This window comes from Deltaproteobacteria bacterium (genome assembly GCA_019310525.1).
Taxonomy (GTDB): Bacteria; Desulfobacterota; DSM-4660; order Desulfatiglandales; family HGW-15; genus JAFDEE01.
This window is the reverse complement of sequence record JAFDEE010000023.1, coordinates 36,124-58,483: the sequence shown is the minus strand read 5'-3', so window position 1 is coordinate 58,483 and position 22,360 is coordinate 36,124. Positions and strand designations below refer to the sequence as shown.

Here is a 22,360-nt window from a genome sequence, read left to right as displayed (position 1 = left end):
ACGGGGAGGATCAAGTGGTTCAGGGCATCGAGTGTAATATCCAGGCGTCCGTTCAGTATCCCGTCAATTGTATACATTTTGGTGTAACGGATAAATTTGCCCGGATTATCTATAATAAAATTCCGCAATTCATCGCTGAGCACGCCCGGAGGAAACCAATGAAAATATCCATAGAACAGCATCAGCAGGATCAGGGCGAATAAAAAGGTAGGTAATGACCAGAACGTAATCGCACCGAACCGGGTAGCATGATCAATCCACGTGTCGTTATGTATGCCGGATACTGTGCCCAGCCATATGCCAAGCATAATGACAATGGGAATTACATATATATTCAACTCCAGAGATATCGGAAGGTATCGCCAGAAGGCCGGCCAGAACATATCGGCCGCCGTGGTTGAATATCCGAAGTCTCCGACTGCAACTTTTTTCAACCATCGAACGTATTGTTTATAAAAGGGATCATCCAGCCCATACAGCTTTACTATTTTGGGAAGGTCCTTTGCCTGTTGTGGAGAGTTGATATAGACGGCCGCCCTTCGCTCCGGGCTGAATGTCATCAACAGGCCGAAAAGCAGAAGCGTTGCGCCGAATACGACGGCTACCATCAACATTAATCGTCTGACAATATAAGTGGCCAACGTACACCCATAGACTTACCGGCAATCGGTTTACACTCGCATTACCAAGGTTTTTGCAAATCCAAAATTTGATCCAAATCGCTTAAACTGCCCGGTGGTAATCGGGAAATCAAATTCCCGATTACCACCGGCTGTGTTGCTTCATTATTTCTCTATTGTTACATGGTGTCCATGATCCATTTCGGACAGGTACTACTTAATTTCATGGTCTTTGATCAGGACGATACTTGCAAGCAGTGAATTGATGGGCTTTGTCTTGACATTGTTCGGATAAGCACGGATCGTAACCGGCTGAATCACATTTATCCCCAATGCATATTTTACCCATAGTTCCTGCAGCTTCTCATATATTTTCTTCCGTTCGGAAACCCGTGATTCCTTAATCCCTGCATCACACAATCTGTCTATTTCTTCATTCCTAAACATCATGTGTTTTCCATAAGCGCCATTCGAACTCATGAAAGTGTAGAGGAAGTTATGGGGGTCGGCAAAATCGGCAAACCAACCGATGATGAATATCGGGTAAATGTGTTGCCGATATCTAACCCAGTAATCTTTCCATTCCACATGGGACACTTCGATTTTGAATTTGGGATTCAGTTTCATCACATTTTCAGCGATCATATTGGCGGCCGCCTGACGCATATCATTTCCAGTATTATAAAGGATGGTCATTTTGAAACCCTTCTCCCACACCTTTCCGCCCCAGGCCTTTTTCATGTATTCCGCCGCTTTTTTCAGATTAAATTCATATCCCTTAACATCTTTCTGGAACGGAAGTCCTTTGGGCAAGGGAGCTGTCAGGATTTCACCTTTTCCATTGGTCACTTCTTTTTTATACAGTTTGGCATCAAAACAATGCTGAAACGCCTTTCTCACGTTGATGTCTGAAAAGAAATCCGGTGGAATACCGTTTCCGTCAAGCTTGCCGCTCCCGATATTCGGATTTCCGGCCGTTTCGATGTGCTGACAAAAAAAGGCGGTTGTCACAAACAGGCTGGGAGTTTCAACCAACCGGACATTCTTCATTTCCTGGACTTCAGGCAGGTGAGATGCCGGAACGCGCAACACCGAAAGGTCCCCACTCTGCATCATAAGCATCCGTGTGCTCCATTCCGGGACATATTTTCGAATACCTGTCTTGATGGGCGGTTTCTTTCCCCAGTATCCGTCAAATCGCTCATACACGATGCGATCCGAAGGAACCCATTCCTTAATGGTGTATGGACCCGTCCCGTTCTCGATTTTGGCCAGGGGTTCTTTACCGCTTTCAGGACCGTTGAATTTTGCCGCATGGGCATAATTCCCGTCCCAACACCCGTTTTTAATCGCCCATTTCTTGTCAATGATTGAACACAATGAGCTGACAAAGATACTCATGATCGGTGGATACGGGGCAGGCATGCGGATGACCACATTATCTCCTTCTACTTCCACAGCCTTCTTGATTTTATCCACGATACCGGGTTTCAGTTTCCCATCAGAACCGCGGGTACTCCCCGTTCCGACCAATGCTTCAAGGAGCATCCACATGGGGCCGCCGTCCGGGTCACAGATCATCGCCCTTTCCAGGGAATATTCCACATCTTCGGGAGTCAAGATATCACCATTGTGGAACTTCACCCCCTTGCGGATATTGAATATAATGGTTTTTCCTCCGTCTGTAATCCCACCGTTTTCCACGGTCGGTACCTTGGTCGCCAGGACCGGGATGAATTTTTCACTATTGGCCCCGTCATACCAGATCAAAGTTTCATACACATTCCAGATAGTTTCCATACTGGCATCATCATAGGCCTTTGCCGGGTCAATGGTACCTACAGTGCCGATGGATGCCCATGTAAAGGTGTCTTTGGAACCAGCGACTGCACTGAATGTAAAAGCAAAAACCATCATTGCAGAGGCCAGCAAAGCGATCAGCCACTGTACCCTACGATTTTTTCTACGGTTCATCTCATTCTTCTCCTTTGCTAAAGGATTCTTGGATTGCGACGCCCCGGGAAAAGCACGTTACCGGGTGTTTTTTCCCGTCGGCACGCAAAACCTTACCTTCTGCTCCCAGGTTATGTTGTGGTGATATTTTTCTCCCACCCCCCCAGACAATGGACCCACGAATCAGTATTGATCCATGCCGTCCAAAAATTCGTTTTTGAGTATTACATATTTGAATTTCAATTAGTTACGCCCCCAGAAATCTATATTCAGCCCCATAAAACTCCCGCCTGGAGATACAACAGCTATCCTGGCGAGAAGGCATCTGAGAAGATGGTGGCATGGGCATCATAACCACAGGCATCCATACAGCCCGTCATTTTCCGACTGAAACGCTAAATTCGGTTTTTCCCTTAATAGGCAGGGCATGATATTCGGTACGAAGAACCCAAGGTTTTGCCGGGTTTACTCACCGGAACCCTTGAAAATGGATGCGATTCCGGATTCACCTTAGTCCTTCGAGTTTTTGAAGTCTTAACACCAATGGACGTCAGTAATTGGAATATATTTGTTGTGGTCCACCAACCTTTGTCCAGAACAACGTTATCAGGTTTCAAGGCGAGGACGGTTTTTTTACTTCGGATGAAGTCAGCCTGTCCGGGAATTTTCAAGCTGCCTATACTATTCTTCAGGCATGTGAGAGTTTTTTATCCGGGATTGTAATAATTTTTTCGTTTTATTTCATAATCGATCAATAAAACTTATGTCAAGAAAAATCTTTCTGGATAAACTGAGGTTTTCCACAAAAAATAGACGGACAACCCCATATTCATTCAACTCGTGCATAGCGTCCTACAGGGCGACCACAGGCGGGCGCAGAGATTGTAGGAATCGACCGTTTTCTAGTTGGTGCCCATCCATAAATAGGCAATTTTGTTCAAGGTCAAGGAAGGCGAAGATTTTAACCACAGGAATACATCGAAGTATTTCGAGGATTAAAATCTGAGCCTGACGCAAAGATTGGGCAAAAGGGCCATTTATGGATGGGCACTAGTTGAGCATCGCTTTATCCGCCTTAGCAGAAGACCACGGGCCTGCCCGTGGGGCTCCATGTATGGGACCCGCAACAATCTCGATCGCCCTGCCCCTCACACTTCCCCTGTTTTGTCGAAAAGCCAGCGTAATCCCGTCAAAAATTTGTCAGCACGAAACCATCTCAGCTCTTCAGGATTATCTGACACAATCCATAAACAAGAGAGGAGAAGGGGAAGGAGGGACCCCTTTTAGCAGGCACGGTTCTTGCTATTCTCCATGTCAAAGGTATTTGAACGCAAGTGAGAAAGGCTCCCGGCATCGTTTCTAACGCTCCCCTTTTCAGGGGTCACAGGACCTGAAACGAATGAGATGGATCCGGTGTGAATCGAACATTCCCCCGCAATGGCATGTGAATGAAAAACCAATAGGTATCCTGCGGCCATTTACGGAAACAAACCTCGGTGTCCGGGCAATGGCGACCATTCAGACCGCAAGGAGGACAGGAAGATGAGACGATTGGGATTGAAGAGCAAGCTGACCCTCGGGTCGCTGGTCACCGTGATCCTCGTTATGATTATATCAGGGATCGTGGTCACGACCATCATCACCCGCCAAAACCTCAAGTCCACCCAGGAACAGCTTGCCAATGCCCTCAATATCGTTCGGGACGACCTGAAAACCAAACAGCAAAAACTTTTAATAAATACAAGACAGGCCGCAACGGTGAACAAGATTGGGGGGAAGGTTAAATTTCTCCTTGAGTTCAAGAAAGGAAATGATGTCAGCACCATTACCGAAAATACCAACAAGGAAATCTGCAATACCCTCTTCCAGATCGGCCTTACCTCCAACCTATGGCGAGTGGCCGTTTACGACGTGGAAGGCGACCTCATCGCCCTTTACAATGAAACAGGGAAAGACGGAATCCTTGTCTCCTATGCTTCCCATTCTCCAAAGGCCTCTTTTCATTTTACAACCCTGAAAAGGGGGGAAAAATTGTCCTTGGAGTCTCTTGAGATGAAGGAGAGCCTCCCTCAGGGTGTCTCTGTGGGGTTTAAATTCAGTGGAGTCATTCCGACCAAAGAAATAGTCACCTTTCAAGAAATCGACCAGCAAATCTGTCTGGTCGCCTATTCCCCGATATTGGGCAACTATTTCAACGAGAAAACAGGGAACCTTGAGAAAAAACAGGCGGGATTCGCAGCGGCTTACATGAGGCTCGGCGGGCCGTTCGCTTCCAGAATGGCGAAGCTGACTGGTATGGATGTCAACCTATTTTCCAAGAAAGATTTGATCGCCGGCACCCGGAAAGCATACCTGAAGCTTCAAGCCGAAAACCTCCCCGAAAAGGCCTCCGGCCCGGCCCTCACCGAACAGGATGCCAGTTTCAGCGAAATTAACCTGGGAAAGGATGGGGACTTTTTCCAGGTGATCCTGCCGCTTTACGGTGAGAAAGGCAGGGCCGGCACCGTCACTGTGCTTCGGTCCAAATCTTACTTGAGGGAAAACAACAGACAAATAATGAAGCTTCTCGGTATCGTCTATCTCGGATGCATCCTTTTCATCCTGCCATTCGTTCATCTTTTTTCCGGCTCCCTTGCAAAACCCCTCTTGAAAACTATTTCACTCCTTACGGAAACAGCCTCCAAGGTTACCCTGGCCGCCTCTCAGGTATCCGCTTCCAGCGGTAAGCTCGCCGAGGGTGCGGCCCGCCAAGCGGCTTCTATAGAGGAAACTTCTTCCTCTCTGGAAGAGCTTTCTTCCATGACCAGTCAAAATGCGGAAAACTCCAAGAAGGCGAATCGCCTTTCGACGGAGGGATTGGGTTATCTTTCTGATGCCAATACATCTATGAAGGAATTGATCAAGTCCATGGAAGATATATCGACGGCCAGCGATAACGTAGCCAAGATCATCAAAACCATTGACGAGATCGCCTTTCAAACAAACCTCCTGGCGCTCAATGCCGCAGTTGAGGCGGCGAGGGCCGGAGAGGCGGGCGCCGGGTTTGCGGTTGTAGCGGACGAGGTACGCAACCTGGCACTCCGGTCGGCGGAAGCCTCCAAAAATACCCAGAAATTGCTGGAACATATCATACGGAAAATCAAAGACGGTTCTCAACTCGTAAACGAAACCGACAACAGGTATAGAAAGGTCAACTTGAGTGTCCAGGAAGTCACCCGTCTTTTGGAAGAAATCGCATCAGCCAGCCACGAGCAGGCCCAAGGTATCAAGCAGGTGAACGGGGCGATGGCTGAGATCGGTAAGGTTACTGAAAACAATTCCACGAGCGCGGAGGAATCCGCTTCCGCTTCAGCCGACCTCAACGGCCAGGCCGAGGCAATGAAATCGGCCATTGATACCCTCTCGATCTTCGTGGGGCACGCCAGCGAAAGAAAGGATAATGAGAACGCCTTATCGGAAGGAGAGACTGTACTCATGGATGGAAACAACCTCCAGCCCATTGAGAGCGTTTCAATGCGCAAGGGTCTGACCAAACTCCTTCCCGGACAATAAATCAGAAAAAATTCTTCGAAAGTCACACCCGGCCATTCCCCTCGGATGGCCGGGTTTTTTATGCTCAGGCTTCTTCTCCGGGGCCCCCGGACATCTCATGTCAATCCTTCCATCGTCAATACGGATTCCCTCACAACTCGAGGAGAGCTGAGGCCTGAATTTCCACAACGGCAGCGGGTGAAGAAAACATACCGGTCTGTGCAGGAAACCTCAAACATCATGCACAATTTTCTGTGCATATCCTGATACTCGCTCCTTGTGTTCTTTTCTCTTGATGGTTAAAAAACATACTGTTTTCATTTTTTTAAAGCCCTAAAAACAAGCAATTGATTTCTGCAAATACTCTGCAAATACAGCAACTTATACCCATCGCAAGTAATATCGAATCAAGCTGTCGATTCGAAGCTTTTCATTATGGCATGCGATTTGATATGAGCTCTGCTTCATATCCAATGGAGCAATATTTAGGTTTTTACTTTTCTATCCCGCAATAACGGGAATTATTGAATTACGGGTTCCTTTCACTATTGTCCAAAATAGGGCCGTTCCAAGCAGAGGCTTCGGATTTTCTCCGGAGCGGGCGTATTTCGGCCCTGAATCAGGACAGATGAAGGGCCGAAATAGGCAGTGGGCGGAGCCATGGACGGCGGAGCGCCTGCCCGCCGGCTTTCTGGTGGGAACGTTAGCGAGGAAAACATCCACAGCCTCTGCTTTCTGCCGGCCTGCAAAAGAACCTGAATTTGAAAAAACCGTTATGTATGGCTATCCATCTGATTTTATTATCAATGAATAACAAAACAATTCTATTCTAGACAGCAATGGTTTCCTTTTATAGATCTGCTTAAATTTCGTCAGAGTTTATTATGCTTGCTGCGTTTTGCAAATATCTCACTTTCTTGGGTACTTGAAGGGGGGCTTGATGAAAAGGAGGAGAACATTGAAAGTGCTGAAAAGATTTGCGGTTATCGTTTCGGTTGTCTTCTTCATGATATCTATCGTTCCATGTGTTTCAGCGGATGAAGGAGAAAAGATCAATATCAACACAGCCACGGTTGAACAACTCACGGCTCTTAAAGGTGTCGGAGAGAAGTACGCTGAAAGGATTGTACAGTTCCGGACCGAAAACGGGCCCTTCTCCTCTCCTGAAGACATTGTAAAGGTCCCGGGGATAGGGCAGAAGATATTTGAACAGAACAAGGATCGGATTACCATAAAATAACTTTAGCCCAAGCCCCCCGTTACCCATTCACGCGGAATCCATGACATTAGGGAACCAACTCGAGTTTTCATCTGAAGACCGGGATTTCTTCTGTCCCCCGAGGTGGGCGACGAACAATTCCGGATTCGCGCCGTCATTCAATAAATACAGGCTCTCTAATGATAAGATCGATAGCGGTCTTCGCCGTTCGGGCCAGTTCCGGATGAGTTTCCTCTAGATTGGCCACTTGTCTGAGATGGTCGGCGGTTCGGATGATGAGTGAGGCCATGTCCCCTTCATCTACAGGGAGGAACGAGATGAGGGGTTCCCAGGGAACCCCCTTGGACCACAGGTAGACGGCGACGGCGGGCCAGAAAAGAATCTGGGGAGAATCGAAACCCCGGGCGGCCTTCAACCTGCGAATTTCTTCAATGCCTTTTAAAACATTTGAGAAATGTTTTCGGAGTGCTTTGTACTCGAAGGGGCCCTCTGCCTTTAGTTCGATCTCCTGATCTCGGTCCCATACGAAAGGTGCGAGACATCCAGCCAGAATCTCTGGAGGAACTCCTTCAAAGGCACCTTTCCGGATGGCTTCGGCGATGAGAAGAGGTTGATCCAGCCTCAGCTTGGAGGCCCAGATCCCGTCGGGCGTGAGTCTATCTTCGTTGTCCACAAACCCTGTCTCTTTTAAAAAGCGGAGATGTCTCTTAAAGCTGGCCCATAGACCTTCGCTTATCCCATCAACTGCATCTCCGAGAGAATACCATTTATTGAGCAGTTTCTTCAGTTCCTTGTTCTTCCCGGAATGACAGATCTTTGTATGGGTGCAATCCTGACATGGGAGAGATCGAACCTTCTCCATCAACCGGCCGAGGGCGTCGTCTTTTCCTTCCTCCTCCGTGTATTTCGTGGGGAGTACTTGAAGTCCGATCAAATCCAGGTCCCTGGCGAGTTCAAGGGCCATTTCTGCGGAATCCGTCCCGGATAGATCGAGCGTATGATCCAAAAGGGCCTTTACCTTTCCGAGGGCGATCCTTCTGATCTTCGGTTTTGCCTTGCTGGAAGAGCCCACGGACCTCTCCCGGACATTTACTGCGAAGCAAACGTCTCTTTCCTTCATCCTGGAAATTCGAAGGGCTGCAAAGATTTGGCCGTTTCTGTGGATGAAAAGCCGGCCAGGGACAAGGGCTTTCCTCACGGCCTCTTGGTGTGCACGTTTCCGGCTTTTTGAGCCAAGCCTCCTGATCTCACGCTGCCATCTCTCCCGCTTTTGGATGAATTCCCGGATCTCATATGGATCACCGCCGCAGGCCGCCCGGGGAAGGAGTCGCCTCAGGTCTTCCAGTAACTCTTTCCATTTCCGGGAAACCTGCCCCCCCGACCTTTTTTCCTGGAAATGGGCGAAACTTCGATCCAGAAGTGTTCTGACCTCTTCCGGCCTGTGGGAGAGAAGCAGATTCAGTGTCATGGAAAAATTTATGTGGATTTGGCTTTTAAGGGGTTCAGGTGGAGAATCCCGCAGATCCTGAATGAGCTGTGGATCCTGGTGTATCCCGGGTATCACCAAGGCAAATCCGATTTGGTCCTTCCCCCTCCGACCGGCCCGCCCCGTCATCTGATGGAGATCCGTGGCTGTAAGGTCGGAAAACTCCCGCCCGTTGAAACGGTCGCTCTGAACGAGAACAACGGTCCTTGCGGGAAAATTGACTCCGGCCGCCACTGTGGAGGTGGAAAAAATGGCCTCCAGGTATCCCTTGTTCATAAGGGTTTCGATCAAGACCTTCCAGTAAGGAAGCTGGCCCGCATGGTGGGCCCCCACCAACGAATCGAGGAGTGGGCCTATCTGGCGGTGGCCTTCAAGGTGGGGATATTTTCGGAGAAAGGACTTGACTTCCCTTCGAACCTTTTCCCTTTTTTCAAGGGATATGCCAGAGGGAGAACACGTGGCAAGAGCCTGATCACAGTCCACCCTGGACTTGAGGAAAAAGATAGCCGGAAGCAGATCGAAAATCCTCAAGCAGCGAAGGATTTCCCCATAGTTCAGTCTTGGGCTGCGCCGTCTCTTTCCACGGTCTGCCCCGGAGGAAACGAATTTCTTGACCCGTGGCACCAGCCCTCTCTTTCCTCCGAGAGGAGACAGGAGCCCGTCTGGGAAAAGAAAAAGCATTTCCAGGGGAACGGGTCGCTCATGGGATTGGACCACCCAGGTCCTGACACCCCGGTTCTCCTCAAGCCACTCGGCGATCTCCTCCGCATTGGAGAGGGTGGCTGAGAGGAGGAGGAGCCGGACCCTGGCAGGAAGGTAGATGAGAACTTCCTCCCATACCACGCCCCTATCCGGATCACTCAGGTAATGGGCCTCATCAAGGATGACCAGGTCCGCCTGGAGGCTCGTCCCCTCCTGCATGGCGTCATAGAGTTGGTTTCTGAGGATCTCGGTGGTGCCGACGATGATGGGGGCTTCCGGGTTCTCCTTCCGGTCACCCGTTAGAATGCCGCACCGCTCCTTTCCGAATTCCTGCTGAAACTGCCGGTAGATGGAATTGGACAGGGCCTTGAGGGGCGAGGCGTACCAGCTTTTCTTCCCCCCTGCCAGGTAGGAAGAGATAGCCTGGGAGGCGATCCAGGTCTTGCCGGAACCGGTCGGGGCACTTACCAGGACGTCATAATCCCTGATCTTCTCCAAGGCCTCCACCTGGAACGGATCAGGCTTGAAGGGTTCGGCCTCCGGAACCCCGATACGGTCAAAGGCCTTTTTCAATTGGGGATCGATTCTCGGATTTTCACAAAAGCCTCTCCGCCGCCCCGACGGTCGCCTCCTTCGCGGGGGTTGCCCCGAACGGCGGTAGAAAGTCTTCTTTCTCTCCGACATCCCTTCTCTTGGCCGTTGGGCCATTAGTCTCCTTCAAGGCCTCGCTGGATGGCCGATGGATCCGGAGTCAATACGAAACATCCTCTTTCGCGGCACCATCCCGAATCGTGCATTCTGAAAATCCAGATTCCTCGTCCCTCGGTTCTCTCTCACTCTTACGCAAACAACTCCCTGGATACCAGGTTCATGTCTTCCAGGTATTCGGCGATTCCTCCCGTAAGATCCAGCTCTTCCAGTTTCTGAACCAGTGGTTCCAGAAGGGTGCCGCATCCCCGGGCGATCCTAAGCCCATTAAAGTAGATCTTCTCCACCGCCTCGGTCGCAAACAGTCGGGAAACGGCCATCATGAAATCCCGACGCCGTTCATTATCCCCACAGGAAGCCGCCTTCTTGCAAAGGGCCTGACCCACCTCAACCCAGGTCATCATATCCGCCAAAAGAAATAGGACGTGCTGGGATCTTGTCAGCTTGTTCTTTCTCCCGAGCTTGATGGCCTCATTCAAAACTCGGATGCCCTGCGCCAGCAGACGTGAACCACAGGCCTCGGGAAGGTCCTCAAGGGCATCGGCCATGCCGGAATAATAGCCGCCCTTTGATCGAACTGTCTCCCGCATGCGGAACATGCTGATGATGTTCTGCTGGATCTCACTCGTCCCTTCGAAGATAGTGGTGATCTTGATATCCCTCTTGATCTTCTCTACTTCGTACTCGCGGATGTAGCCGTAGCCTCCCAGTGCCTGGATGGCGTCGTTGGCCGCCCGATCGCCCGCCTCGGTGGCAAAATATTTGGCAATGGATCCCTCCACCTGGAGATCCTCCTCCCCGCTGTCCAGCCGGAAGGCGACTTCCTCGATGTAAGCCCTGGCTGCTTCCAGGCGCACGGCGTTCGGCACCACAAGCTTGTGGGTGTAACCCTGTTTTTCCGCCAGGGTCGTCCCGAACTGGACCCTCTCCTTGGCATAAGCAATGACCTTGTCCAAGGCCGCAACCCCGCCGCCAAGCCCAAAGGTGGCCACCATCAACCGGGTATAGCCGAACACCTGGTTGGATTGCTTTAGACCCTGCCCTTCTACGCCTCCAACCAGATTTTCCACCGGGACGTAAAGGTCCTCCAGCGTCAAGGAACAGGTGTTGGAGGCTCTGATACCGTGTTTATCTTCGTGTTTTCCGGGGATCAGCCCCTCCGTGCCCCCCTCGACCACGAAAAAGGAAGGCCCGTCAGGGGCGTCCGCCAGGATCGTGAAAAGTTGCGCCACGCCGCCGTTGGTGATGAATTGTTTTTGCCCGTTCAGCCGGTATCCCTTGACGGCGCCGTTCTCGTCCAACACACGCTCCGCTTTGGTTTTCAACGCCTGCACATTGCTTCCGGCCTCAGGTTCCGTGACTCCGTATCCCACAATAAGGCCTTCCTCGGCGATCTTTCTGATGTATTTTTCCTTCTGCTCCGGTGTGGCTCCCACCCTCAGGGGATCCATGCCCAGGCAGATAGCCAGAAAAGACGTGGCCAACGCCATATCCATCCTGGCCATTTTTTCGGAAATGACCGCGATGTCCATGGCACCGGCACCCAGTCCGCCGTACTCCTCCGGGATAAATATCAGGTGCAGGGCCATGTCGGGTCCCAGCATGAACCGGACCAGTTCTTCCGGGAATTCACCGCTCCGGTCCATCTCAAGCTTGGCCTCCAACGTGAGTTTTTCCCTTTCCAGTTTGGACAAGGTGTCAAGAACCATTGAAAGCATTTCGGGATCCATCCTTGATTGTTCGGGCATTTTTTACCTCTCCTTCTCTGATCGATATAAACAGGGGGGCCTTCGATTGCAGGCTCCCCCGAATAAGTATTCCCATTGGTGAAGGGGCCCTTTTCTATTCCCCATCCTTCCACCTGGGCTTCCGCTTCTCGAGAAAAGCGCTGATTCCCTCCTTTGCATCCTCCATCAAGGCATTGGCCGCGATCAACTCCTTCGCGAACTCATAGGCCTGGCCCTCCGCCATGTCCCACTGGCGGTAGAAGCCACGCTTCCCCAAACCAAGGGTGGCCAGACTGTATCGGGCAATGTCACGGGCCAGTTTCCAGGTTTCCTCTTCAAGCTTCTCAAGGGGAACCAACCGGTTGATTAATCCGAAATCCAGGGCCTCGCGGGCGCTCACAAACCTGCCGGTAAAAAGCATCTCCAGGGCCCTCTTCCGCCCAACAGCCCGGCTCAAGGGCACCATGGGTGTAGAACAAAAAAGCCCGATCTTCACTCCGGGGGTTGCAAACAGCGCCCCTTCTTCAGCAACAGCAAGGTCGCTTGCAGCCACCAACTGGCAACCCGCGGCCGTAGCCACCCCCCTGACCTGGGCGATGACGGGCTGAGGGATCTGTTGAAGAAGATTCATCAATCGAATGCAGGCCTCGAAAAGCCCCCGGATTCCGACTTGATCCTCTTCAAGGATCTCCACGAGATCATGACCGGCGCAAAAATGTTCACCTTCCCCCCGGATGATGATCACCCTCACCGATCCGCGCCTACCCGCATCTTTAATACAGGATGTGAATTCCTCCAATAGACCCCTGGAAAGGGCGTTTCGCTTCCGGGGCCGGTTCAGACAAAGGATTCCGACCTTATCCCTCTCTTCATAGGTGATTGTCTTATAGCTCATAGGGTCGCATAAAAGAATTTTCAGAGAAAACGCCCACATGAAAATGATGTATAGGATGCTATCACAATTGATCGATGCATGCAAAAATTTCCATAATTCTGATAAGCTTTTCGGTTTTCCAACTTGTGCCCGTATATGGAGCCCCACGGGAAAGCCCGTGGTCTTCTGCGAAGGCGGATAAAGCAGGGCTACGGATTTTCTTCGGAGCCCTTGTTTGAAGGGACAAATTCTTTTTCGGACACCAACGATATGCTATTATGGTTTTTCCTGCAGCAAACTGCAGGATTATTTTTTTTGAAAGATTTCAGCCTGTCAGTCCTGAAATGATCAACCAGAGAGGAGACACCTTGCATGATGACACCCTCTACGCCCAAAAATATGGCAAAAACATCGGTTATTGCATCATGGGCTTTATTGACGCTGGTCCTTTTCTTTTCTTCAGCAAATACCGCTCTATCTCAGGGCAGCTGCGAGGAATGCGAAAACCCGCTCGTTGAAATAAAGAAATTTCGCATGGAGGGAGATATCCCCAATTTTGAAGAATGGATAGGTTGGGACCAGGCCCAACAGGGTGGCTCACATTTTACCGCCCAGGTCGAACGAAGTTTGACGGCATGGATAGAATTTGTGAATAAAAACCCCTGTGCGGACTTTTATACCATCATTGAACACCCTGACGGGCACACCACCCGGCACGGAAAAAAGACGGGAAAGGCAAAATACGAGATCAGGTCTACAGCAACGATCAAAAACTCCACCAACGGCGAAAAGGCGGTCGTTCGTCATGTGGTTCACGAAAGGATCAAACTGGAAGAACCCATAACCACACCAAATGGTAATCTTCAATGGTTTGACGTCAAAACCATTTTCGATAAGGCTGAGTTTGTCCCTACCATTGCCCAGGTGTATATCGAGCATAAACTGATTTCCCTTAAAAACGGCGAGGTTTACGATACCGGAAGTGACCTGATCGATTGGGTTCCCGAGCCCTCTGAAGAGGAAGGAAGTTATTTTTACGATGAAGACGCAGAGATTGAGGTTGATGGAATCAGTTACCTTCCGAATGATGGATTAATTATAGGAAGTGTCCCTCCTTCAACCATTTCATCTTCCAGAATTCATTTCGACAAGGGGGATGTCGGGACAACAATCAGGATGAAAGAAACACCGTCCGGCCTGTCTCTGGAAGTGGACGACCATTCAAGATTTCCTCCCCTTTACAAGCTGAAAATCTCCGCCATCAAGAACCAATTCAATGAAACAATGCCCGATAATGTAAGGGTCGCCCTCCGGGTCGAGAAAGGAGACCTCAAAAGCGGAGAATTGATAGACGGATGGCGGGTTTTTAACACTACCGGCGGGAAGATACGCGATGAGGTATTATACAGGCCCCCTCAATGCGAAGAGGCCACCGAGGACACGCTGGAAGTCGCTGGAGTATGCGATTACCATGACGGGCCTGAAACGGTCGGCAAAAAGCGATTCACGAGGATTATCCCCAATTCAGGCTGCTTCGACGCCACCCTGACAATTACCGGCACCCTTGTGCTAAACAAAGATGAATCCCACGAGAGCACCAGTTGGGATAGTTACAAAGAATACCGAACTTATGAGAAAAGGATTATGGCTACGGTGGTCATGAGCCTTGAGATGACCAATTTTGTGGAAATGTTCCCTTTCAATGAAATCTGGGAATATTACAGGCCGAAAAAAAGGTATCTCACCTCCTTCAATGCCGTTTTCAGGGATACAAGATACGAAATGGGTGCATCAAAGGGACACGGATTTGAAACGCACCAGGTAATCAGCGGATATGCTGAAAATAAGCGCTTCACGTCTCCAATGATGGTACACACCGTCATCCTCGCCCTCGACAGGAAAACCAGGAAGGCGAAACGAATTTTTTTCCCGGGGGCAAATATCGGGTTCGAGTTCATGATCCAGGATAAAATGAATTCAAAACAGTGGTCACCGGATTCCCCTGTGAAAAGAGAGGCGGAAATCAAACACTCGAAGAAAAACGAGGAATTTCCCATAGGTCCCGTAGGAAAACCCAGGCGAACAATCGCCGGAAACATATACCCTGATCTGATTGTCAGCATGGGAGACGGTATCAGCTTTTTCGGGGGGAGCGGTACGGCAACGAAAAATACCATGGGAAATGAGTGCTACTGGTATGATAACTGCTCGGAGAGAAAAACCTTCCGATGGACTTTATCCCGAAGGAAAAAGCAGGACTGAAGATGAAAAACAAAGAACAACCGAAAAGGGGAGCGGGGCACCGCAAAAGGCTGCGGGAAAAATTCATGGAAGGAGGCCTGGAGCGGTTCTCCGACGAAGAGGTTATCGAGTTTCTCCTGACCCTCGGCACTCCCCGCAAGGATGTCAAGCTTCAGGCCAGGGAAGCCCTGAAGAGATTCGGCAGCCTGTCTGGAGTTCTTTCAGCCCCGATTGAAAAACTCATGCAGATTCCAGGTCTTGGCCCCAAAAACGCCCTTTACTTGAGCCTGGTTCATCAGGTGGCCGGGAGGTACCTCAGGGACAGGCTTGCGGGGCGGACCTTCCTGGGATCTTCCAGGGCCGTCTTCGACTATTTGTTCCATTCCATGAGGGATCTTAAAAGGGAGGTGTTCAAGGTCCTCTTTCTTAACAGGAAAAACGAATTGATCCATGACCAGGACGTCTTCCTGGGCGGGCTTACAGGAAGCGCCGTATATCCCGGGGAGGTGATGACCCTTGCCCTGGAAAACAGGGCGGCGGCCCTTGTATTCGTGCACAACCACCCCTCGGGAGACCCTACTCCTTCCACCGAGGATCGGCTCCTTACGAGGAACCTTGTCTGGGCAGCCCACCTCCTGATGATTCAAGTCCTTGACCACGTCATCATCGGGCATAACACCTATTACAGCTTTGCAGACGAAGGATGGATCCGGAAATACCTGGAGGAATACAGGGTGAACCTGCAACCCCTGGTCTCAAGGGAAATGGAGAGATAGAAGGAGTGAAGGGCAGCTTGTCAGGGCCGGTGCATGCAGGAACTTCAATCCGGCTCCCGGTAAAGGGCCAGGATTCCTGATCTTGCCAGTTTCTTGATCCCCATGGGCTCCAGGAGCCGCAAAAAGGCATCGATCTTATCCTTTCCCCCTGTCACCTCGATGATATAGTGGGTGAGTCCCGTATCGATAATCCTCCCGTTGAAGGTGTTCACCAGCCGATATATCTCTTCTCTGTCCTTTTGTTTCGCCTTTACGCAGATCAAGGCCATTTCCCGCTTGATCGCCTTCTCCCCGGTCATATCCCTGACCTTGATCACATTGATGATCCGTCTCAAGTACTTTAATATTTGTTCAAGTTGCTCAGGATCCGCTTTCGTAGTGATCGTAATGCGGGACATTGCCGGGTTAGCGGTGGGTGCGCCGCAGATCGTTTCAATGTTATATCCCCGTCCCGCGAAAAGCCCGGATACCCGGGCCGTAACTCCGGGTTCGTTTTCGACCAACATGGTAATCACATGTCTTTCTTCATTCATGATTTTTTCAAGCCCTATCGTTTACACCGCCTGCAGAAGTTTAAGGAAATCAATCGGAAAAACCGGACCCGGAATCCTTCTCCAGCACCCTGCGGATCGTATGACTGATTTCACTCATAATGATGGGTTTCATGACAAAGGCCCGGATCCCCATTTCCAGGGCCTTTTCTTCAGTGATCTGCGTACTGAATCCCGTGCAGAGGATCACCGGGATATCGGGACGTTCGGCTATGAGTTCCCTTGCAAGGACATCACCGGTCATACCCGGCATGGTCATATCGGTGATGACCAGGTCGAAATCGTAAGGATTGCTCCGAAACAATTTCAAGGCCTCTACACTGCTCGTCCGCACGGTGACCTTATAACCGAGCCGTTCGAGCATCTGTTTTCCGAGGTCCACCTGGAACTCTTCGTCGTCCACAAAAAGAATCCTCTCTGTACCGGTCTGGAGAGGCTGATCGGTGCCCCTTTCAATCGTTCCGGACTCATCGACTACCGGTAGAAATACATGGAACGTACTCCCTCTTCCATGTTCACTGTAAGCTGTTATTGTGCCACCGTGGGCCTTTACAATGCCGTGGACCACGGAAAGGCCCATCCCCGTTCCCTTTGCTTCTCCTTTCGTGGTGAAAAAGGGGTCGAATATGCGATCCATGATTTCAGGAGGAATGCCGCTGCCGGTATCCTTCACGGTAAGTTGCATGTAGGAGCCCGGCGCAATTTCCGGATGGCGGCTCGTGAAATTGCGGTCCAAGTAAACTTGCTTGAGGCCCACCTCCAGCACCCCGCCCCCCTCTTCCATTGCATGGCAGGCGTTGGTGCAGAGGTTCATGAGGATCTGGTGAATCTGGGTGGGATCCGCCATGACCAGGGGATCCCCCCGAATGTCCTGACGGATGTCGATGGTGGATGGGATCGAGGCCCTGAGCAGCTTGAGCGCCTCCTTGATCACGGGTCCGATCTGCATCGGCCTTAGTTCCTGCTCCCGCTGCCTGCTGAAGGCCAGGATCTGGTTGACCAGGTCCTTAGCGCGGGTGCCTGCTTCGAGTACTCGCCTTATGTCCTTCTCAAGGGTCGTCCCCCTCTCTACTTCCTCCAGGGCCAGCTCGGCGTAACCGATCACACCCGATAAAATATTGTTGAAATCGTGTGCGATGCCTCCGGCCAAGGTTCCAATGGCCTCCATCTTCTGGGCCTGCCTGAGCTGGATCTCCAGTCTCTTCCTCTCGGTGACGTCCTCGTAGGTCATGTACTGCTTCCCGTCCGCCATCTCAACGTTCCTGAAAAGAATGACTTTTTCTTTTCCGTCTTTGCACCTGACCGTAAAGGACCTTTCACCAGGTATCCCTGCCTTGACTCCCGCCATATCATTCTCCCAGGCGGCCATGACCCTCTCCCTGTATGCGGGGTCCGGGTAAGCCTTTCGAAACCATGTATTTTTGTCCGGGATGTCCGCCAGGGTATAGCCCAGGATCTCCGTGAACCTTCGGTTGAAATATTCGAATTCACCTCTCCTATTCATGATGGAAAGGCCGAAGGGGGAATTTTCCGCCAGCCTCCGGAACTTCTCTTCACTCCTCCTGAGCTGATCTTCCACCGCCTTTCGTTCGGATACGTCCCGGATGATGCTGATACAGATCCTGCGCTGATCCAGAGTAATCACATTGGAATAAATCTCGACGGGTATCCGCTTCCCATCCTTTGTCAGGTGAGTGTACCAATGGGGCATGAAGGTGGTGTTCTGGATATTCCTTTTCACCTCCTCCAAATCCTCCGGGGGATGGAGATCATAGGGCTTCATGGTGCGCCATTCCTCCCGGGTATACCCGTAACGGTCGATGGCCGACTGGTTGCAATCCAGGATCTCCATGGTGTCCTGGTCGAATATCAAAACAGCGTCCCCGATCTGGTTGAAAAGGGTGCGGTACTTCTTTTCACTCTCCTGGAGGGCCCTTTCCGTTCTTTTGCGGTCGGTGATATCCTGGTATAGAATATATGCCCCTGTCTGTTCCCCCCTGATATAAATAGGAGACATAAATATTGATACATCCAGGCGGCTTCCGTCCTTTCTCTTCCTAATCGCCTCATATTCCGTGATTTCGCCGTCACATACCCGCCTGCGATGCCTTTCCGCCTCTTCATGGTATTCCTCGGGAATGATCAGGTCTTTGACGCGACGGCCGAGTGCCTCTTTCGGAGTGTAACCGAACATCCGGGTAAAGGCCTTGTTGATACGAAGAATCCGCCCCTTTTCGCCACCCATCACAATGGCCATCTGGGAACTCTCGAACAATTGACCGAGGAGGGCCTTTTCCTTCTCAAGGGCCTTACGGGAAAGCATCTTTTCGGTGATGTCCCTGTAAAGGGCATAGGCCCCGATCCGTTTCCCCTCGATATAGATGGGTGAGACCATGACCGAGACGTCCACAAGGGTACCGTCTTTTCGCCTCCGAACGGCGTCATACTCGCTGATCTCCCCTGACCATACCATCTTGCACTTGTCCTCGGCATCTGCACGGAATTCAGGGGGAGTGATCAGGTCATCGACATGTTTTCCCAGGGCTTCTTCACTGGTGTACCCGAAAAGCCTGGTGAAGGACTCATTGATCCGCACCACCCTTGACTTGCTGTCCCCCATCACGATGGCGGCCCTGGAACTGCGGGAAAGTTCCTCCAGCAGGACCTTCTCCCGGTTGAAGGCTTCCTCCGCCCGCTTACGCGCAGTTACGTCCCGTATATGTTCCGTGAAACCCGTGAACCTTCGGCCCTCGAAAAGCGGATAAAATCGGATCTCGAAGTGACGGAGTTCACCGTCTCCGAAAGTGCGGCTGTATTGCGCGGAAAATTTCTCACCTTTTTGCACCCGCCTGACAAGACGGTCCCAAAAGCTTCTATCCGGCATGACTTCATGGGGCCTGAGTCCCGGCCGCATCTCGATCCCCAGCATCTCCCGGATCAACCGGGAATAGGCCCTGTTGAACAGCACCGCCCCACCACTTTGGTCCGCGACGAGGATGGGGTCCTCCATGCCCAACAGGAGCATGTTGAGGCTTTCACTGGATCTCCGGTACCGCTCAAGCTCCTCCCTCAGGGCCTTTTCCGCATGCCTCAGGGCGCTGACCTCTTCTTCGAGCTCCCGAAGCCTTAACTCCAAAACCTTGTCTCCGGGTTCGATGCCCATGAAAAACTCCTTGATCGAGGTTTCCCGAAATCGGCAAGAAGATCAATCTCTTAGCTCAACATATCAAACAATAGGGCCATAAGACAATACCCATTTCACCATCGTTCGCTGAGGCCTTCTTCAAGGCCAGAGGGACACCCTATTGACCGCCGTTTGTCCAGTTGATAAAAAGATCTCGAGATTCACCCGTTTCCTTATGTATTGCAAGTTTCGTGCTTTTTTTGATACGCCGAGGCCTTGGCAGGTCTTGAGTCAGGGTCTGGAAGAGATGAAATCATGGGAAGGGTATAAAACGGGTAATCGAAACAGATAAAAGGATCTCAGAAATCCGAGATATTTTCCGAGGGTTTCGCTATGCGATTTACAAAAAAATTCCTTATCTGGGCTGTTATCGGAGGGGTGATCTATTTCCTTTTAAGCTACCATGTAATTTTCATGGGAGTCCACGTAAAGCTCCTCAAGAAATCCAGGCGAACCTTCGACTACACCTTTGTAAGCCTACATGCCAAGAGCAACAAGGCCATCCTGTCCGTCGACGACCTGAGGGAGGACGGAATCGGGGAACTCCTCCTGGAGACCGGCAAAATCAGCGAGGAGGAGTTGGCACGCATCCTCGCTGAAATCGAAGAAGAGCAAAAGGACGAGTAATCCTCTCTCTCCTGAGCCTGATTGGGACGGGAATACCTGCCCCAAGGCCACTGCCCTTTATACCTCGAAGTTCACCTTGATCTTGAAGGTTCGAACCGCGGGAAGGCTCAGGATTTCCTTGACCCCCGTCTCATCCGAAATCTCCTCCAGGGCCTGATCGATCGTTTCCATGTCCGGAGCGATGAAGGTGAACCACACGTTGTAAGAATGGTTGCGCAGGTAATTGTGTGTCACCCCGGGATGCCGGTTCACCGCGGCCACGAAGGCTTCCAATCTCTCCTCGGGCACCTTTGCCGCACAAAGAGTGCTTGAGTAGTTCAGTTTACGCGAATTGAAATTCCCTCCGATCCTCCGGATGATCCCTTCCTCCTTGAGGATCCTCACACGGTCAAGGATCTCCTCTTCTGACATGCCGAGTCGTTTCCCGAGTTCACGGTAAGGCCTGGATCGAATGGGAAACCGGGTCTGGATTTCGTTTAGAATGGCCCTGTCTTTATCGTCCATAGCTACCTTGAGACCTTTGAAAAACGCTCCCTTTTGCCCAATCTCGGCGTCAGGCTCAAACCGGGGACCCACCCGTTGGGTGGGGAGTCGAAGCAAAGCGCGGACAAATTTTAATCCGAAATACTTCAATGTATTCCTGTGGTTAAAATTTTCGCCTTCCCCTCCGGGGCGTAGGCCTTACGGGCCGGAGGCTTGACCTTGAACAAAATTGAACGTTTTTCAAAGGTCTCACCTTATCTTCATCTTCATCAAACTCCCGGGCTCCGGCGCGCCCCCGGGCGTTCTTCAATCTGTTTCACCGCCCTCTCTCCTGTTTCCCGGTTGATACAGGCAGAGGGGTTCTTCCGCCAAGAAATCGCCGGTGGCCTCGAAGGCCCTTGCGCGGCATCCCCCACATACCCTGACATATTCACAGCGGCCGCATTTTCCTCCGTAGAGGGAAAAATCCCTCAGTTTCCCGAAGATCTTCGATCCACGCCATACCTGATCGAAACCTTCCTCCTTGAGGTCTCCGCAAGTGATCTCCAGGTATCCGCAAGGCTGCACGATCCCGTCGTGAGATATAAAGCAGAAGGCCGTCCCTCCCAGGCACCCGCGGGTTACGGCGTCCAGCCCGTAGGTCTCGAAATTCACCTTCTCGCCCCTTTTTCGTGCCTCCTGCCGTAGGATCCGGTAATAATGGGGGGCACAGGTAGCCTTGAGATGAATCGGTGCTTCCCGGCCCGTTTCGTAAAACCAATGCAGCAGCCGTTCGTATTGTTCGGCGTCGATCTCCTGCTCCGCCATATCCCTGGCACGCCCTGTAGGGACCAGAAGGAAGATATGGTGGGCGACGGCTCCAAGGGCTATGGCCAAGTCCAGCATCTCCGGGACCTGGTTCACGTTCCGCCTGGTTACAGTGGTATTGATCTGGAATTCCAGATCCCCATCCCGCAAATATCTCACGCCCTCGAGGGTGCGCCCAAAGGCCCCGGGGACCTGCCTGAATCGGTCGTGTTCCGCGGCGTTGGGCCCGTCCAGGGAAATACTTACCCGCTTGATCCCCGAGGCCTTCATCTCGGCCACGAGATCCGGGCTCAACAGAGTCCCGTTGGTAGCCATTACCATCCGCAGTCCCAGGGCCGTACCCTTACGGGCCAGGTCAAGAATATCTTTCCTGAGAAGGGGTTCCCCCCCTGTAAGGATCACGATCGGGGTTCCCGTTGCTCGGATCTCCTCAAGAATCTCCAGGCACTTTCCGGTCGAAAGCTCACCTGGATAAGGTTCTCTTTCCGCCGAGGCCCGGCAATGAACACAGCTCAGGTTACAGGTCCGGGTCACTTCCCAGGCCACCAGCCTGGGCCCGTCTCCGTGGGAATGTGAAGGGGCGGTTCCCTTATGTGTTTCCATATTTATCAACCCATTCGTGGAATGAGAGAAACTTGCGCCTTAAGGCGAAGACTCCAGTTCGATCGTTTTTTCAATCAGGGTTCAAGGATTCGAGGGGTCCAGGGGTCGAGTGAGAAAAAAGGATTTGAATTAAACCCAAATTATGCGTGAAAAATGAAATTGATTTTTATTACAATATGTTAAAGCATTCTGAGAGCACCCGATGGATGAAGGGTAAAAGTATGTTCCCTCCGCTACGTTCACTACGCCGTCCATGGCTCCGCTCACT

At 51.3% G+C, this 22,360-nt stretch carries 15 protein-coding genes; 6 read left to right on the top strand and 9 right to left on the bottom strand.

Translation table 11 applies throughout. The features are described 5' to 3' along the window. The coding region (locus JRF57_06110) for an ABC transporter permease (protein MBW2303273.1) at positions 1 to 614 on the bottom strand (614 nt) is incomplete at its 3' end. 219 nt (positions 615 to 833) lie between these two features. Continuing rightward, positions 834 to 2,594, bottom strand: coding sequence for an ABC transporter substrate-binding protein (locus tag JRF57_06105; protein ID MBW2303272.1), 1,761 nt, complete (start codon positions 2,592 to 2,594; stop codon positions 834 to 836). Positions 2,595 to 4,625: 2,031 nt separating this feature from the next. Between JRF57_06105 and JRF57_06100 the strand changes: the two genes are divergently transcribed. Next, positions 4,626 to 6,125: a hypothetical protein gene (locus JRF57_06100; GenBank protein MBW2303271.1), complete on the top strand. Its 1,500-nt coding sequence runs from the start codon at positions 4,626 to 4,628 to the stop codon at positions 6,123 to 6,125. Between the two features lie 919 nt (positions 6,126 to 7,044). Continuing rightward, positions 7,045 to 7,344 carry a helix-hairpin-helix domain-containing protein gene (locus JRF57_06095; protein ID MBW2303270.1) on the top strand — a complete coding sequence of 100 codons (300 nt, stop codon included), beginning with the start codon at positions 7,045 to 7,047 and terminating at the stop codon, positions 7,342 to 7,344. 133 nt (positions 7,345 to 7,477) lie between these two features. Here the strand turns inward: JRF57_06095 and JRF57_06090 are convergent, their stop codons facing one another. The 3 genes from JRF57_06090 to JRF57_06080 all read right to left on the bottom strand — a co-directional run bounded on the left by JRF57_06090 (position 7,478) and on the right by JRF57_06080 (position 12,841). Beyond that, positions 7,478 to 10,195 (bottom strand): DEAD/DEAH box helicase, encoded by a 2,718-nt coding sequence (locus JRF57_06090; protein MBW2303269.1) that lies wholly within the window; start codon positions 10,193 to 10,195, stop codon positions 7,478 to 7,480. A gap of 155 nt (positions 10,196 to 10,350) precedes the next feature. Beyond that, positions 10,351 to 11,967, bottom strand: a complete 1,617-nt coding sequence (locus JRF57_06085) for an acyl-CoA dehydrogenase family protein (GenBank protein MBW2303268.1) — start codon at positions 11,965 to 11,967, stop codon at positions 10,351 to 10,353. A gap of 94 nt (positions 11,968 to 12,061) precedes the next feature. Next, positions 12,062 to 12,841 carry an enoyl-CoA hydratase gene (locus tag JRF57_06080; protein MBW2303267.1) on the bottom strand — a complete coding sequence of 260 codons (780 nt, stop codon included), beginning with the start codon at positions 12,839 to 12,841 and terminating at the stop codon, positions 12,062 to 12,064. A 257-nt stretch (positions 12,842 to 13,098) separates the two neighbouring features. Here JRF57_06080 and JRF57_06075 point away from each other — a divergent pair, with 257 nt between their 5' ends. From JRF57_06075 to radC, 3 genes are all read left to right on the top strand, one after another. Continuing rightward, on the top strand, positions 13,099 to 13,338 hold the full coding sequence (locus tag JRF57_06075; protein ID MBW2303266.1) for a hypothetical protein: 240 nt from the start codon (positions 13,099 to 13,101) through the stop codon (positions 13,336 to 13,338). 130 nt (positions 13,339 to 13,468) lie between these two features. Next, the gene (locus JRF57_06070) at positions 13,469 to 15,082 is read left to right on the top strand and encodes a hypothetical protein (GenBank protein MBW2303265.1); all 1,614 of its coding nucleotides are present in this window, start codon (positions 13,469 to 13,471) and stop codon (positions 15,080 to 15,082) included. Positions 15,083 to 15,084: 2 nt separating this feature from the next. Beyond that, entirely contained in the window at positions 15,085 to 15,837 is a 753-nt protein-coding gene (gene radC / locus JRF57_06065; protein ID MBW2303264.1) for a DNA repair protein RadC, read from the top strand. A gap of 44 nt (positions 15,838 to 15,881) precedes the next feature. Here the strand turns inward: radC and ilvN are convergent, their stop codons facing one another. Together ilvN and JRF57_06055 are read right to left on the bottom strand one after the other, a co-directional pair. Further along, complete coding sequence (ilvN, locus tag JRF57_06060; protein ID MBW2303263.1) at positions 15,882 to 16,370, bottom strand: acetolactate synthase small subunit; 489 nt, start codon at positions 16,368 to 16,370, stop codon at positions 15,882 to 15,884. Positions 16,371 to 16,419: 49 nt separating this feature from the next. Then, positions 16,420 to 19,551, bottom strand: coding sequence for a PAS domain S-box protein (locus tag JRF57_06055; protein MBW2303262.1), 3,132 nt, complete (start codon positions 19,549 to 19,551; stop codon positions 16,420 to 16,422). Between the two features lie 354 nt (positions 19,552 to 19,905). On the opposite strand from JRF57_06055, the gene JRF57_06050 reads away from it, so the two are divergent. Further along, complete coding sequence (locus JRF57_06050; GenBank protein MBW2303261.1) at positions 19,906 to 20,199, top strand: hypothetical protein; 294 nt, start codon at positions 19,906 to 19,908, stop codon at positions 20,197 to 20,199. 57 nt (positions 20,200 to 20,256) lie between these two features. On the opposite strand, the gene JRF57_06045 is transcribed toward JRF57_06050, so the two are convergent. Together JRF57_06045 and ahbD are read right to left on the bottom strand one after the other, a co-directional pair. Beyond that, entirely contained in the window at positions 20,257 to 20,703 is a 447-nt protein-coding gene (locus JRF57_06045) for an AsnC family transcriptional regulator (GenBank protein MBW2303260.1), read from the bottom strand. Between the two features lie 285 nt (positions 20,704 to 20,988). Next, complete coding sequence (gene ahbD, locus JRF57_06040; GenBank protein ID MBW2303259.1) at positions 20,989 to 22,092, bottom strand: heme b synthase; 1,104 nt, start codon at positions 22,090 to 22,092, stop codon at positions 20,989 to 20,991. Positions 22,093 to 22,360 lie beyond the last annotated feature (268 nt).

Bases quoted from the DNA above. Each gene is read 5' to 3' on its own strand.
- JRF57_06090 (MBW2303269.1), bottom strand. From the start codon at position 10,195: ATGTCGGAGAGAAAGAAGACTTTCTACCGCCGTTCGGGGCAACCCCCG.
- JRF57_06075 (MBW2303266.1), top strand. From the start codon at position 13,099: ATGGTTTTTCCTGCAGCAAACTGCAGGATTATTTTTTTTGAAAGATTT.
- JRF57_06095 (MBW2303270.1), top strand. From the start codon at position 7,045: ATGAAAAGGAGGAGAACATTGAAAGTGCTGAAAAGATTTGCGGTTATC.
- JRF57_06080 (MBW2303267.1), bottom strand. From the start codon at position 12,841: ATGAGCTATAAGACAATCACCTATGAAGAGAGGGATAAGGTCGGAATC.
- JRF57_06100 (MBW2303271.1), top strand. From the start codon at position 4,626: ATGAAGGAGAGCCTCCCTCAGGGTGTCTCTGTGGGGTTTAAATTCAGT.
- JRF57_06085 (MBW2303268.1), bottom strand. From the start codon at position 11,967: ATGCCCGAACAATCAAGGATGGATCCCGAAATGCTTTCAATGGTTCTT.
- JRF57_06045 (MBW2303260.1), bottom strand. From the start codon at position 20,703: ATGGACGATAAAGACAGGGCCATTCTAAACGAAATCCAGACCCGGTTT.
- JRF57_06055 (MBW2303262.1), bottom strand. From the start codon at position 19,551: ATGGGCATCGAACCCGGAGACAAGGTTTTGGAGTTAAGGCTTCGGGAG.
- ilvN (MBW2303263.1), bottom strand. From the start codon at position 16,370: ATGAATGAAGAAAGACATGTGATTACCATGTTGGTCGAAAACGAACCC.
- radC (MBW2303264.1), top strand. From the start codon at position 15,085: ATGAAAAACAAAGAACAACCGAAAAGGGGAGCGGGGCACCGCAAAAGG.
- JRF57_06050 (MBW2303261.1), top strand. From the start codon at position 19,906: ATGCGATTTACAAAAAAATTCCTTATCTGGGCTGTTATCGGAGGGGTG.
- JRF57_06105 (MBW2303272.1), bottom strand. From the start codon at position 2,594: ATGAACCGTAGAAAAAATCGTAGGGTACAGTGGCTGATCGCTTTGCTG.
- ahbD (MBW2303259.1), bottom strand. From the start codon at position 22,092: ATGGAAACACATAAGGGAACCGCCCCTTCACATTCCCACGGAGACGGG.